This is a genomic window from Caulobacter sp. Root1455 (genome assembly GCF_001426905.1).
GTDB lineage: Bacteria > Pseudomonadota > Alphaproteobacteria > Caulobacterales > Caulobacteraceae > Caulobacter.
On record NZ_LMFQ01000020.1, the window covers coordinates 312083 to 324566 of the forward strand.

A 12484-nucleotide genomic window follows, 5' to 3' on the forward strand; every position below is an offset into this window, starting at 1 on the left:
GGGGGTAGATAGGCGCTCGACGTCCTGGAGGCGAGCGGCGGCTCTCAAGCCTTCGGGGAGGTGTTGCTCCGGCGCCGCGCTCCGCCGAACGGCCGCCAGCGCAGGTACCAGCGGATGGCCGGCCCGATGATCGGGGTGCGCAGCAGCGGCCGCACCGCGTGGGGCCGGGTCTTCAGGAAGCACATCACCGCCCCGATCCAGAACACCGTGGTCGGCATGCCGGGCACGAACGCCCCGACCGCCCCGGTGGCCAGCAGCGCGACGCCCAGGCCGTCCAGCACCCAGTGGACCGGGCGGGACAGGCGCTTGCGGGGCGAACGAGGGGCGTCGGTCATCAAGGGGAATGTGGCGGCTGCACGCGCCGGCCGCCACCCCCCTTTTCGCGGTCTGGGCGGCCGGATCGTCAGGGGCGTTTCCGGAAAAGGCCCAGTCCCTCCCCCTTGCGGGGAGGGTGGCGGCGAAGCCGACGGGTGGGGGATCGGTGCAGGGTGTCGGACGCGGGGCTTGCCTGCTGACTCAGCAGCCCCCCACCCGACCCTGGCGCTGCCAGGGCCACCCTCCCCACGAGGGGGAGGGAAGGGGTTTGTGCTCGGCGCATAGCGAGCAAAGTCCCGTGTTTTCAACGCTCTAAATTTTCTCGACCTGATTTGGTCCTCACCCCTTTTGACCGCCCCCATAATGATCCCACCTGAAAGCACGGGGAGGGCGCACGTACGGCGACCGATGCGGCTTTCGGCGGTGGACGAGCGGGAAGCGTTCGTCGGGGGTCTTCAGTGACCACCTTCGCGACGGTCCAGGTCAGGTTCCCTGCAACACGGGACAAAGCCCTGGCGGCGAGGGATCGGCGAACGCGGCAGGCCTGGGCTGAAATCGCCCAGGCGGTCCGGGACGCGCCAACGTCCCGCCCGTCGGGGGCCTCCATCGGAGCGGGTTAAAAATCCGCGATCCGAAGGCTTCCGAATAACGGTTCCACGCGAAGCGCCTGAACTTCGTCGAAACGGTACTTACATAAAAGCTCTTCCGGGCGAGGCCCGGGCGCTTCGCACCTTCCCCATTCGCCCAGCGGGTTTCCGCGTGAGGCGGCGAAGCCGCGCGCCGGCGTCTCAGGGTTTTACCCGAGAAAAACCAGGGAACTCCTGATGGTGGAGCTGTCGTGACCGGTATCAACCTGCCGGCGTCCACTGTCCTGCTGGCGGGAGCCGAGGCCCATGAGGATCGAGCGTTCCGCGACCGCGAGGATCGTCGTCGCCGCCTATCTGGCGGCTTTCCTGCTAGCCTGTCTGCTGATGCTGGCCCTGGCCCTGGTCCTGCCGGTCGCGGCGCCGAGCTAGGCGGGGGGGCAGGCGGGGACACGATCCCGTTGCGCGAGGCGGGAGGCGGGGGCTAAGCCTTCCTCATGAGTTTGCCCCACACCGCCATCCTGCCCGACGCCGCCGCCGGCAACTGGGTCGACCGCCATGCGCCGCCGGCCCTGCGGCCGTGGCTGAAGCTGGGCCGGTTCGACCGGCCGGCGGGGATCTGGCTGCTGATGCTGCCCGGCTGGCAGGGCGTCGCCCTGGCGGCGGCCGGCAAGGGCCAGTGGCCCAATCCGTGGCTGCTGATCGCCTTCTTCGTCGGGGCGGCCCTGATGCGGGCGGCCGGTTGCGCCTTCAACGACATCGTCGACCGCGACTTCGACGCCCAGGTCAGCCGCACGGCCATGCGCCCGATCCCGGCCGGCCTGATCAGCGTCAGGCAGGCCTGGGCGTTCGTGATCGGCTGCTGCCTGGTCAGTTTCGGGATCCTGGTGTGCCTGGGCTGGCTGGCCATCGGCCTGGGCGTGGCCTCGCTGGCCCTCGTCGCGGCCTATCCGTTCATGAAACGCATCACCTGGTGGCCGCAGGCCTGGCTGGGCCTGACCTTCAACTGGGGGGCGCTGCTGGGCTACGCGGCGGCCACGCACCGGCTGGATTGGTCGGCGGCGCTGCTCTACGCCTCCGGCCTCTTCTGGACCCTGGGCTACGACACGATCTACGCCGTGCAGGACCTCGAGGACGACGCCCTGGCCGGGGTCAAGTCGTCGGCGCGGCGGCTGGGCGAGCACACGCAGATCGGGGTGCTGGCCTTCTACATCGCCTGTTTCGTGCTGGTGATCGCGGCGGCCTGGGTCGGCGGCCTGGGACCGCTGTTCCTGCCCCTGGCCGCCCTGTTCGCCGTCCACCTGTCGCGTCAGGCGGCCCGGCTGCGGACCGACGACCCGACCCTGGCCCTGGCGCTGTTCAAGTCCAACACCCAGGCCGGCTTCGTGCTGTTCCTGGCCCTGGCGGCGGGGATGTGGCAACCGCCGGGGCTTTAGGCGTCGTGCGTCCTTCGAGGCTCGCCAAGGGCTCGCACCTCAGGATGAGGAACTCAGCAACAAGGTTCCTCATCCTGAGGCGCCCGCGCAGCGGGCCTCGAAGGACGCACGGCCTCAGAACGGCCCGTTGCGATAGATCCGCTCCATGCTCCGTTCCAGCTCTCCCAGCCGGCGGTCATAAGCGCGGTTCAGACACGCGCGGTTCGCCCCGCACCTGCGGCGGTCTCGCAGCCACTGTTGCTGATCGTCCATCAGCGCGCCGCGGCCGCCCATGGCCAGGGTGTGCTTGTTGATGTCGTAGAGCAGCGCCATCCGCACATCCTTGTCGTTCAGGGGCAGGTTGGCGCAGATCGCCTTCTCGTCCGGAGCGCGGGCCCTGTTGCAATCGAAGCTGGCGGCGTGCGCGGCCATGGGGGCGGCCAAGGCCAGGACGAGGGCGGACAGAAGCAGGCGCATGGCGGTCTCCGAAAGAGCGTGACGTCGGGTCATTCTGTAAGCCGGAAGGTGAATGTGGCATGATGGTTCCATGGCCGTCGCGTCCCGGATCAAGCCGCAGGAACTGTTCACGCCCGACGAATGGGCGCCCTTGTCGGCGCGCTCGTCCTGGAAGGGCCTGCTGATGGTCGCCCACGCCTGGGCGGTGATCGTCGCGGCCGGCGCGGTGTTCGTGATCTGGCCCAACCCACTGACCTACGTCCTGGCGGTGATGCTGATCGGGGCCCGCCAGCTGGGCCTGGCGATCCTGATGCACGAGGCCGCGCATGGAGGCCTGCATCCAAACCTCAAGATCAACGACTGGGTCGGCGAGTGGCTGTGCGCCGCCCCGACCGGCGCGTCCCTGGCCAAGTACCGGCCCTACCACCTGACCCATCACAAATACGCCCAGCAGGCCGAGGATCCGGACTTGGTGCTGTCGGCGCCGTTCCCCACCACCCGCGCCAGCTTGCGCCGCAAGATCGTCCGCGACCTGACCGGCCAGACCTTCTTCAAGCAGCGGTTCGGTCCGCTGCTGGGCAAGCTGAAGGGGCGGGCGGACGGCCAGTCGGCCAAAATCTCCGCAAGCGCGGTGTTCGCCGGCGAGGCGGCGCGGCAGAAGCCGTTCCTGTTGTGGAATCTGGGCCTGCTGATCGTGCTGAGCGCGGCGGGCCTGTGGTGGGCCTGGCTGGCGCTGTGGATCGTGCCGATGGCGACCTGGTTCCCGCTGGTCACCCGGCTGCGCAACATCGCCGAACACGCCCTGGTGGCCAAGGACGAGCCCGACCCGTTCCGCCACGCGCGGACGACCCAGGCCAACTGGATCGAACGGGCCCTGATCGCGCCCTACCACGTCAACTTCCACGCCGAGCATCACCTGTTCATGCACATGCCGTGCTGGAACCTGCCCAAGGCGCATCGTCTGCTGGAGAAGAAGGGCCTGACGGGCGGCATGCTGACAGCGCCCGGCTATCTGTCGGTGCTGAAGGCGGCGTCCGGCAAGGCGCCGGCCGCCGCCTAAGAGGGCTTATTTCCCAGCGGGCTGAGCCAATTTCGCCGCTTCAATCTCTTGAGCAACGGGGCACTTTTTTTGGATCGCGGCCTGTTGGAGTGCGTCGTAATCACCTTTCAGATGGCTCAACTCTTCCTTCTTGTCGCTCCCAACCAAAAAGAATAGCGCTGGCCAGAAAAGCACCAATCCAACACCCATTGCCCACTTGTCATTCTTTGCTTGCCGCTGTTGAACGCCGGCAACCTCGCGAACTTTCGCCGAGACTCGCACCATTTCCTCGCGAATTTGATCGCAATCATAACCACCATACTGAAGAGGAGATGTGTAGCTCGCGGAAATCTTATCCGGCGCAGTCGCGCAGGCAGACACAAGCGATGCGCAAAGCACCGCGACGCAAATTTTCTTCATGATATTCCCCCCGAATGGCCGCCCATGGGACGGTTAACAACCTTCGCTATAGGGTTGTCGAACTACGTCAAGCTTCGATTGAGCCGGTGTTTTTGAAAGCGCAGAATATCGACCAGACCCTGACCGGCCGCCGAGCCTTTATCCTGGAGAACACAAGGCTCCAGGCCCCGCCGCACACGCCCGAACTGGTGCTGCATCTGGCCGATGAAATCACCCCGATCTGGCGGCTGACCGAGGAGGCCCTGGCCGAGATCGGCCTGCCGCCGCCGTTCTGGGCCTTCGCCTGGGCCGGCGGCCAGGCCCTGGCGCGCTATATCCTCGACAATCCCGCGATCGTTTCCGGAAAGCGGGTGATCGACTTCGCCAGCGGCTCGGGCCTGGTGGCCATCGCCGCGATGAAGGCCGGCGCGGCCAGCGTGCTGGCGGCCGACATCGACGTGTTCTGCGAAGCGGCCATCGGCCTGAACGCGGCGGCCAACGGCGTGGCGACGGCTTTCACCGAGGTCGACCTGCTGGGCGCCCCGCCGCCCGTCGGTCCCCCCTCTGGCGCCGAAGTGCTGCTGGCCGGCGACATCTGCTACGAGCGGCCGATGGCCGAGGCCGTGATGGCCTGGCTGGCCCAGGGCCGGGCGGCGGGGGCCACCGTGCTGATCGGCGATCCCGGCCGCACCTACTTCCCCAAGGACGGGCTGGTGAAGCTGGCCGAATACCAGGTGCCGACCACCCGGGAGCTGGAGGACATGGCCGTCAAGCGCACCAGCGTCTGGACTCTGCCCTGACGGCGTTCTAGAACATAATAAGAACAAACCGGGAGGCGCGACCATGCGCGAAGACGGCAAGATCGACTATATCGAATGGCCCGCCGGCGACCTGCCGGCCACCAAGGCTTTCTACACCGCCGTCTTCGGCTGGAGCTTCGTCGATTACGGCCCCGACTACGCGGCCTTCGAGGGGCAGGGCGCCGACGGCGGCTTCTGCACGCCGCAGGAAGGCTCGACCGACCGGCCGCTGGTCGTGCTCTACGCCCACGACATCGAGGCGATGCTGGCCAAGGTCACGGCGGCGGGGGCGGTGATCACCAAGCCGATCTTCAGCTTCCCCGGCGGCCGCCGCTTCCACTTCAACGACCCGTCCGGCAACGAGCTGGCGGTGTGGAGCGAGACTTAAAACCCGCTCATCCCGGCGAATGCCGGGACCCAGATGGATTGGCTTTGAGGCTGACGCCATGAGCTCAGCGCTCTTCCCATCAGCCACACCGCGATAGGATCTGGGTCCCGGCATTCGCCGGGATGAGCGGTATTGAGGGCAACAGAAAAACCGTCACGAAACCGCGATAAATCCGTCTCCGGATGTTTATGGGGTGGCGGACGGTGGGCGAGGCGACGCAAGCCAGAACCTGCGGCGACTGCGGGATGTGTTGCAAGGTCCTGCACATCAGCGAGCTGGACAAGCCGGCCGGCCAGTGGTGCGGCGTGTTCCGCAAGGGCGCGGGCTGCGGCGACTACGAGGGCCGGCCCCAGGCCTGCCGGAGCTTCCACTGCCTGTGGCTGACCTCGGAAAGGCTGGACGCCGCCTGGCGGCCCGACAAGGCCGGCTTCCTGATGTACCCCGACCGCGACGGCAAGCGGCTGAACGTGGTGGTCGATCCGGGCAAGCCGGCGTCGTGGCGGCGCGAGCCCTACTATTCGCGGCTCAAGGCCATGTCGCAGCGGGCCTATGAAGGCTACGAGCTGCTGATCTGCATCGGCGACCGCCGGGTGGTGATGTTCCCCACCGAGGACGTCGACCTGGGCGTGCTCAATCCCGACCACAAGCTGGTCAGCGGCTATGTCGACAAGGACGGCGACAAGGTCCCGTTCGCCATGGTGCTGAGCGACGTAGAGGCGGCGGAAGCCTCCTAGCTTCTTGGGTTGTCATCCCGGAAAGCGCGCGGCGCTTGTCCGGGACCCAGGTGAACCCCACCGCACCCAGCCCCCTAGGTCCCGGACAGCCTCTACGAGGCTTCCGGGATGACAACCGTGAGGGGCGACTTCTCGCAATCGCCCCCTCAGAACTTCGGCCTGAACTCCCGCGGCGCCCAGCCGAAGTCGTTTCGCGCCGGGGCGTCGTCGAAGGTCAGGTCCTGGGCCATGCGGTCGCCCATGGTCGCCGTGGCGCCGGGATAGAACGGCTTGGCCAGGGTCAGCAGCAGGCGAAACAGCCAGGCCGGCAGGGGCAGGATCGCCGGCCGACGGCCGAGGCCCGCATAGATCCGCTCGGCCATCGTCCGGTAGGTCAGGGTCTCGCCGCCGACCAGGTCATAGGCCTTGTCCCGCGCGGCCGGGGCCTTGGCGGCGGCGATCGCGCCTCCGGCCAGGTCGTCGGCGTGCACCGGCTGGCGCAGACCCTCGCCCTTGCCCGACAGCGGCAGCACCTTGAAGCGGCGGATCAGGCCGGCCAGGCGGCTGACATTGGCGTCGCGCCCTTCGAGATAGATCAGGGTCGGCCGCAGGATGGTCCAGGCCACGCCGTGCTCGGCGCAGAACGTCTCGACCTTGGCCTCGGACTCGGCCAGGGCCTTGGCGACGGCCCGCTCGGAGGCCTCCGACGAATCCTGCTTGGTGAAGCGGCTGGTCGAGGAGAAGGCGACCAGCCTTGTCATGCCGCGCGCCTTCAAGGCGGGCAGGGCCTGGGGCAGCAGCCAGATCGGCGACAGCGAGAACACCGTGGCGATCGGCGGCAGCTCGCCGGCCAGGTTCGGGTCGGCCAGGTCGCCGTCCACCCAGCAGACGTCGTCGCTGGGCGGCCGTCGGCTCAGCGAGATGGGCGTGATCCCCACGGCGTTCAGCCGCGCCAGCAGGAACTCGCCGATCAGGCTGGTGGCCCCCAGAACCAGGACGGGCGAGGTCAGGCCGGAAGGGGAGGGGAGGGTTTCAGCGTCCATCTTTCCCCTATAGTCGCGCCGCAAGCGGCGACCCAGGACTTTGGTCATGACCTTCGATGATGTTCGCGCCTTCGCCTTCAAACTGCCCGGCGTGGCCGACGGGACGGCCTACGGCCATCCGTGCCTGAAGGCGCACGGCAAGTTCCTGACCCGCGTGTGGGATGATGGCGACACCCTGGTCTGCCCGGGGGTCACGTTCGACGAGCGCGAGATGCTGATCGAGGCCGAGCCCGAGACCTTTTTCGTCACCGACCACTACCGGAGCTATCCCTATGTGCTGATCCGCCTGTCGCGGGTCGACGCCGCCACGGTGGAGCGGTTCCTCGAGCGACAGTGGCGCGATCGGGCGCCGAAGAAGGTGCTCGCGGCCTACGACGCGGCCCGGGACGCGACGAAGGGCGGCTGACGCGGAAGGCGCGAGCGCCTATATCGGCAGACCTCCTCCTCCCTCGCCCTTGGAAGATCCGTCATGCCCCATTCCATCCCCGACATCCGCGCGGGCGACGTGGCCATGCCGGTCATCGGCCTGGGCACCTGGCAGCTTGACGATGGCGCCGCCCAGCCGATCGTCGAGAAGGCGCTGGAGCTGGGCTACCGCCACATCGACACCGCCCAGGCCTATCGCAACGAGCAGGACGTCGGGGCGGCCCTGGCGGCGACCGGCGTGCCGCGCGACCAGATCTTCCTGACCACCAAGGTCTGGGTCGACCAGTTCGCCCAGGGCGACCTGCAGCGGTCGGTCGAGGGGAGCCTCAAGCGCCTGAGGGCGCCGCAGGTCGACCTGCTGCTGCTGCACTGGCCCAAGCCCAAGCCGGCCCTGGCCGAGACCATGGCGGCGCTGAACGACGTCCACGCCCGCGGCCTGGCCCGCGCCATCGGCCTGTCGAACTTTCCCTCGGTCCTGATGGCCAAGGCCCAGGCGGCCTCGGAAGCGCCGATCGCCACCAACCAGGTCGAGTACCATCCCTACCTGTCGCAGAAGACCTTGCTGGCCAAGGCCAAGGCGATGGGCTCGACGATCACCGCCTGGTCGCCCCTGGCCCAGGGCAAGGTGGCGACCGACCCGGTGCTGATCGAGATCGGCGAGGCCCACGGCAAGACCCCGGGCCAGGTGACCCTGCGCTGGCAGGTCCAGCAGCGCGTCGCGACCATCCCGCGGACCCGCAACCCGGCCCGCCTGGCCGAGAACTTCGACATCTTCGACTTCGCCCTGTCGGACGCCGAGATGGCGCGGATCTTCGCCCTGGCCCGGCCGGACGGGCGGCTGGGAAACTGGCTGGATCCGGCGTTCGCGTGGGACGTGGATTGAGGCCCTCGACCAGAGGGGAAGGATCTACCGCGCCAGTCGTCCGTCCGTCAGCGCCGTCGGCTCGAAGCTGAAGATCACCTCCGGGTCCGGTGACTTGACGCCCTTCAGCAGCTTCTTGGGCGCCGCGACATGCAGGATCCAGCGCAGGATGTTCAGCCGCGCGGCCTTCTTGTGGTTGGCGCGCACGCAGATCCACGGGACCGGCGTGGAGTGGGTGCGCATCAGCATCTCGTCGCGGGCCGCCGTATAGTCGTCCCACTTGGCCTGGGCCACGGCGTCCAGGTCGCTGACCTTGAAGGCCTTCAGCGGCTCCTCGCGGCGGGCCTTCAGACGCTTGGCCTGGGTCTCCTGGTCGATGTCGAGCCAGAACTTGGTCATCCTGACCCCGTTCTCCACCAGCATCAGCTCGAAGGCCGGTGCGTCGCGCAGGAACTGCTCCTGCTCCTGGGGCGTGGAAAAGCCCATCACCCGCTCGACCCCGGCGCGGTTGTACCAGGAGCGGTTGAACACCACGGCCTCGCCGGCGGCGGGCAGGTGGCGGACATAGCGCTGGAAGTACCACTCGCTTCGCTCGCGGTCGCTGGGCGCGGGCAGCGACATCACGCGGGTGGCGCGGCGGTGGGCGTGTTCGGTCACCCGGGCGATGGCCCCGTCCTTGCCGGCGGCGTCGCGGCCCTCGAACAGGGTCACCGTCTTCCAGCCCTCCTTGATCGCCTGCCGCTGCAGGCCGATCAGCGCCAGCTGCAGATCGCGGAGCTCGGCTTCGTAGTCTTCGGACTTGCTCATGGCGCGAGCCTACCCCCGGACGGTTCAGTTGCGCTAGAAGAGCGGCATGATCCGTCTTTTCGTTCCCCATCCGCTCAAGGCCGGCGCCGGCGTCGCGCCCACCGTCGACCAGTCGCGTTACCTGACCGCCGTGATGCGGCTCAATGTCGGCGACGAGATCCTGGTGTTCAACGGCCAGGACGGCGAATGGCGCTGCAGCCTGACCGAGGCCGGCAAGCGCGGATGCCTGCTGCGCTGCGAGGCCCAGACCCGCGCGCAGGACCACGCCCCCGACCTCGACCTGGTGATCGCCATGGTCAAGCGCGGTCGTGTCGAGACCATCGTCGAAAAGGCCGCCGAGCTGGGCGCGCGCCGGGTGCGCCTGACCCAGACGCGGCGGACCAATGTCGACTTCCTCAAGCTGGGCCGCCTGGACGCCATCGCCATCGAGGCCGCCGAACAGACGGGCCGCCTGGACGTGCCGACCATCGACGACCCCATGAAGCTGGACAAGATCCTCGATACCTGGGATCCGGCCCGCCGCCTGGTCTTCTGCGACGAGGGCGGCGACGCCAAGGGCATGATCGAGGCCCTGGCCGGGACGTCGGCTCCCGCCGCGATCCTGATCGGTCCGGAAGGCGGCTTCGCGCCGGAGGAGCGCGAGCGCCTGCGGTCGCTGCCCTTCGTCATCCCGGTGTCCTTGGGCCCTCGCATCCTGCGCGCCGACACCGCCGCCATCGCCGCCATGACCTTGTGGCAGGCGGCGGTCGGGGATTGGCGGTAGCAGGGTCTGTTGCGAAAGGCTGGGCGGCCCCCTTGAGGTTCGCTAAGAAAACGCCCAACTGCGCAGCACGATAGTTCGCGGCCTGGTCGGAGGGACGTCCCCTCCCTTCTTGAAGCGTGTTTGGGAGGGAAGCCGATGGCCGAAGCCATGAGCCAGGAGCGTCCGCTGACGCTGGACGATCTGACCGCCTATTTCGCACAGGGCTCCAAGCCCAAGGACCAGTTCCGCGTGGGCGCCGAACACGAGAAGTTCGGCTTCTACCTGGGCTCGCACGCGCCGGTTCCCTACGAGGGCGACAAGGGCGTGCACGCTCTGCTGACCGGCCTGCAGCGCTTCGGTTGGAAGCCGGTGATGGAAGGTCCGACGATCATCGGGCTTGAGCGCAACGGCGCCAATGTCAGCCTGGAGCCGGGCGGCCAGTTCGAGCTCAGCGGCGCGCCGCTCAAGACCATGCACGACATCTGCGAGGAGACCGGCCAGCACCTGGACGAGGTCAAGGCCGTGGCCGACGAACTGGGCCTGGGCTTCCTGGGGCTGGGCTTCTCGCCGGTGTGGAAGCGCGAAGACGTGCCGGTGATGCCCAAGGGGCGGTACGTCATCATGCGCAACTACATGCCCAAGGTCGGCGGGCTGGGCCTGGACATGATGCTGCGCACCTGCACGGTGCAGGCCAATCTGGACTTCTCCAGCGAAGCCGACATGGTCGCCAAGTTCCGCATGAGCCTGGCCCTGCAGCCGATTGCCACGGCCCTGTTCGCCAATTCGCCGTTCACCGAGGGCAAGCCCAATGGCTTCCTGTCGGCCCGCGCCAACGTCTGGACCGACACCGACGCCGACCGCACGGGCTTGCTGGACTTCGTGTTCGAGGACGGTTTCGATTTCGAGCGCTACGCCCGCTACGCGCTGGACGTGCCGATGTACTTCGCCAAGCGCGGCGACAGGTACATCGACCTGGCGGGCCGCAACTTCCGCGACTTCATCGACGGCAAGATCCCCGAACTGCCGGGCGAGCACGCCTCGATCAAGGACTGGGCCGACCACACCACCACCCTGTTCCCCGAAGTGCGGTTGAAGACCTATCTGGAGATGCGCGGCGCCGACGCCGGGCCGTGGAGCCGTCTCTGCGCCCTGCCGGCCCTGTGGACGGGCGTGTTCTACGACGACGCGGCCCTGGCCGCGGCCTGGGACCTCTGCAAGCATTGGACGGCCGAGGACCGCGCCGGCCTGCGCCGCGACGTGCCGAAACTGGGCTTGAAGGCCGTGGTGGCCGGCCGCACGGCCCAGGACGTGGCCAAGGATTTCGTGGCCATCGCCAAGTCGGGCCTGAAGTCGCGCGCCCAGCTGAATGGCGGCTTCCTGGACGAGGCGATCTATCTGGGCGACCTCGAAGAGATCGCCGCCAGCGGCATCACTCCGGCCGAGCGGCTGCTGTCGCTCTACAACGGCGCCTGGAACGGCGACATCAACCGGGTGTTCGAGGACTTCGCGTACTGAGGCGCGGGGAGCGCGCCCCGGCGGTCAGAAGATCGCGCGGACCGCCGCGATGATCCCGACCCACGCCAGGACGCTGGTCAACACCACCGCCAGCCGGCCCCAGGCCAGCTTCGCGCGAGCGGGGCGTGACAGCGTGCCGGACGACGGCCGCAAACCGGAATCATAACCGACGTAAGCCACGACGTTTCTCCCAGGGCGCCTCTCTGCGGGAGGCTTCACGCTTCAGCGTTCAGGCCATTGCAGCGCTTGAAAGGTTAACGAACACTTTACAGTTGCAGGTGGTGGAACGTGGCTCAGATCGATCCGGTTCCCTCGTAGGGCCGCGCCACCGTCCCGGGTCCGTCCTCGCGGATGTCGTCGCCCTCCCAGGCCTGGTCGTCGGGCATCGAGACGTTGGCCTCCCAGTGCTCGGCCTGGCTGGCGCCGGAGCCGCTGTCGGTGTGGCGGACCACCTCGTTGACGTCGATGGCCTTGGTTTCTGCCGCGGTCAGGCCGGCGCGCTTGAAGTCCACATGCTCGGGATAGAAGGCCAGGCGACCGGCGATCTGGCTGACGCCGGGCAGGGGGTTCTCGTACGACCAGACCGCGTTCTCGATGATCTGGGCGTCGCGATGGATCGTGTAGTAGCTGGCCTGGCCCTTGTGGGGGCAGTAGGTGACCTTGTCGGTCTTCCGCAGGAAGTCCATGGCCACGTCGGCGCGCGGGAAGTAGCGCACCGGGGCGTAGTCGGCCTCCTTGAGCACCAGCACATCGCCGCTGTCGGCGATCTCGTGGCCCTCGAAAAGCACCTCCACCCGCCCGTCTTCGCGCGAGCAGGTGATGGGATGGTCCTGGGTCGGATTGGTCATGATGAATCTCCCGCCTGACAGGGGCGTCGCCTAGGAAACGCGCGGCGGGGGAGCCCGGGTCCGAAGCGGCAAGCCATTGCTTGTGAAACGCAAAGCGCCGTGATCTTCTCCCCGCCAATTGGGGAGGGGAGG

Annotated in this window: 17 protein-coding genes; 10 read left to right on the forward strand and 7 right to left on the reverse strand. The window is 68.0% G+C overall.

Going from position 1 to position 12484, the window contains the following annotated elements; all coding sequences use genetic code 11:
* Nucleotides 1-44: 44 nt before the first annotated feature.
* Nucleotides 45-335: a DUF454 family protein gene (locus ASD21_RS10850; protein ID WP_056440495.1), complete on the reverse strand. Its 291-nt coding sequence runs from the start codon at nucleotides 333-335 to the stop codon at nucleotides 45-47.
* 873 nt (nucleotides 336-1208) lie between these two features.
* Between ASD21_RS10850 and ASD21_RS25060 the strand changes: the two genes are divergently transcribed.
* Together ASD21_RS25060 and ubiA are read left to right on the forward strand one after the other, a co-directional pair.
* Nucleotides 1209-1331: a hypothetical protein gene (locus ASD21_RS25060; protein WP_268761080.1), complete on the forward strand. Its 123-nt coding sequence runs from the start codon at nucleotides 1209-1211 to the stop codon at nucleotides 1329-1331.
* 65 nt (nucleotides 1332-1396) lie between these two features.
* Nucleotides 1397-2335: a 4-hydroxybenzoate octaprenyltransferase gene (gene ubiA, locus ASD21_RS10855; protein ID WP_056440497.1), complete on the forward strand. Its 939-nt coding sequence runs from the start codon at nucleotides 1397-1399 to the stop codon at nucleotides 2333-2335.
* A 114-nt stretch (nucleotides 2336-2449) separates the two neighbouring features.
* On the opposite strand, the gene ASD21_RS10860 is transcribed toward ubiA, so the two are convergent.
* The gene (locus tag ASD21_RS10860; RefSeq protein ID WP_056440498.1) at nucleotides 2450-2791 is read right to left on the reverse strand and encodes a lysozyme inhibitor LprI family protein; all 342 of its coding nucleotides are present in this window, start codon (nucleotides 2789-2791) and stop codon (nucleotides 2450-2452) included.
* 70 nt (nucleotides 2792-2861) lie between these two features.
* On the opposite strand from ASD21_RS10860, the gene ASD21_RS10865 reads away from it, so the two are divergent.
* The gene (locus tag ASD21_RS10865) at nucleotides 2862-3830 is read left to right on the forward strand and encodes a fatty acid desaturase family protein (protein WP_056440500.1); all 969 of its coding nucleotides are present in this window, start codon (nucleotides 2862-2864) and stop codon (nucleotides 3828-3830) included.
* A 6-nt stretch (nucleotides 3831-3836) separates the two neighbouring features.
* Here ASD21_RS10865 and ASD21_RS23920 read toward each other — a convergent pair whose 3' ends face one another.
* Nucleotides 3837-4229, reverse strand: coding sequence for a hypothetical protein (locus ASD21_RS23920; protein ID WP_156398350.1), 393 nt, complete (start codon nucleotides 4227-4229; stop codon nucleotides 3837-3839).
* 107 nt (nucleotides 4230-4336) lie between these two features.
* On the opposite strand from ASD21_RS23920, the gene ASD21_RS10870 reads away from it, so the two are divergent.
* The 3 genes from ASD21_RS10870 (at nucleotide 4337) to ASD21_RS10880 (ending at nucleotide 6130) form a co-directional block, all read left to right on the forward strand.
* Complete coding sequence (locus tag ASD21_RS10870; protein ID WP_056441162.1) at nucleotides 4337-5008, forward strand: class I SAM-dependent methyltransferase; 672 nt, start codon at nucleotides 4337-4339, stop codon at nucleotides 5006-5008.
* Between the two features lie 43 nt (nucleotides 5009-5051).
* The gene (locus ASD21_RS10875) at nucleotides 5052-5396 is read left to right on the forward strand and encodes a VOC family protein (protein ID WP_056440502.1); all 345 of its coding nucleotides are present in this window, start codon (nucleotides 5052-5054) and stop codon (nucleotides 5394-5396) included.
* Nucleotides 5397-5641: 245 nt separating this feature from the next.
* Nucleotides 5642-6130: a YkgJ family cysteine cluster protein gene (locus tag ASD21_RS10880; RefSeq protein ID WP_235524872.1), complete on the forward strand. Its 489-nt coding sequence runs from the start codon at nucleotides 5642-5644 to the stop codon at nucleotides 6128-6130.
* Between the two features lie 146 nt (nucleotides 6131-6276).
* Here the strand turns inward: ASD21_RS10880 and ASD21_RS10885 are convergent, their stop codons facing one another.
* Nucleotides 6277-7152, reverse strand: a complete 876-nt coding sequence (locus tag ASD21_RS10885; RefSeq protein ID WP_056440506.1) for an NAD-dependent epimerase/dehydratase family protein — start codon at nucleotides 7150-7152, stop codon at nucleotides 6277-6279.
* Between the two features lie 46 nt (nucleotides 7153-7198).
* Between ASD21_RS10885 and ASD21_RS10890 the strand changes: the two genes are divergently transcribed.
* On the forward strand, nucleotides 7199-7558 hold the full coding sequence (locus ASD21_RS10890) for an MmcQ/YjbR family DNA-binding protein (RefSeq protein ID WP_156390663.1): 360 nt from the start codon (nucleotides 7199-7201) through the stop codon (nucleotides 7556-7558).
* Nucleotides 7559-7621: 63 nt separating this feature from the next.
* Entirely contained in the window at nucleotides 7622-8461 is an 840-nt protein-coding gene (locus tag ASD21_RS10895; RefSeq protein WP_056440510.1) for an aldo/keto reductase, read from the forward strand.
* Nucleotides 8462-8485: 24 nt separating this feature from the next.
* Here ASD21_RS10895 and ppk2 read toward each other — a convergent pair whose 3' ends face one another.
* Nucleotides 8486-9247, reverse strand: a complete 762-nt coding sequence (ppk2, locus tag ASD21_RS10900; protein ID WP_056440512.1) for a polyphosphate kinase 2 — start codon at nucleotides 9245-9247, stop codon at nucleotides 8486-8488.
* 46 nt (nucleotides 9248-9293) lie between these two features.
* Between ppk2 and ASD21_RS10905 the strand changes: the two genes are divergently transcribed.
* Together ASD21_RS10905 and ASD21_RS10910 are read left to right on the forward strand one after the other, a co-directional pair.
* Complete coding sequence (locus ASD21_RS10905) at nucleotides 9294-10010, forward strand: 16S rRNA (uracil(1498)-N(3))-methyltransferase (protein ID WP_056440515.1); 717 nt, start codon at nucleotides 9294-9296, stop codon at nucleotides 10008-10010.
* 135 nt (nucleotides 10011-10145) lie between these two features.
* On the forward strand, nucleotides 10146-11504 hold the full coding sequence (locus ASD21_RS10910) for a glutamate--cysteine ligase (RefSeq protein WP_056440517.1): 1359 nt from the start codon (nucleotides 10146-10148) through the stop codon (nucleotides 11502-11504).
* A gap of 24 nt (nucleotides 11505-11528) precedes the next feature.
* Here the strand turns inward: ASD21_RS10910 and ASD21_RS23925 are convergent, their stop codons facing one another.
* Together ASD21_RS23925 and ASD21_RS10915 are read right to left on the reverse strand one after the other, a co-directional pair.
* Complete coding sequence (locus tag ASD21_RS23925; protein ID WP_156390662.1) at nucleotides 11529-11684, reverse strand: hypothetical protein; 156 nt, start codon at nucleotides 11682-11684, stop codon at nucleotides 11529-11531.
* A 113-nt stretch (nucleotides 11685-11797) separates the two neighbouring features.
* Complete coding sequence (locus tag ASD21_RS10915; RefSeq protein WP_056440519.1) at nucleotides 11798-12352, reverse strand: DUF427 domain-containing protein; 555 nt, start codon at nucleotides 12350-12352, stop codon at nucleotides 11798-11800.
* Nucleotides 12353-12484 lie beyond the last annotated feature (132 nt).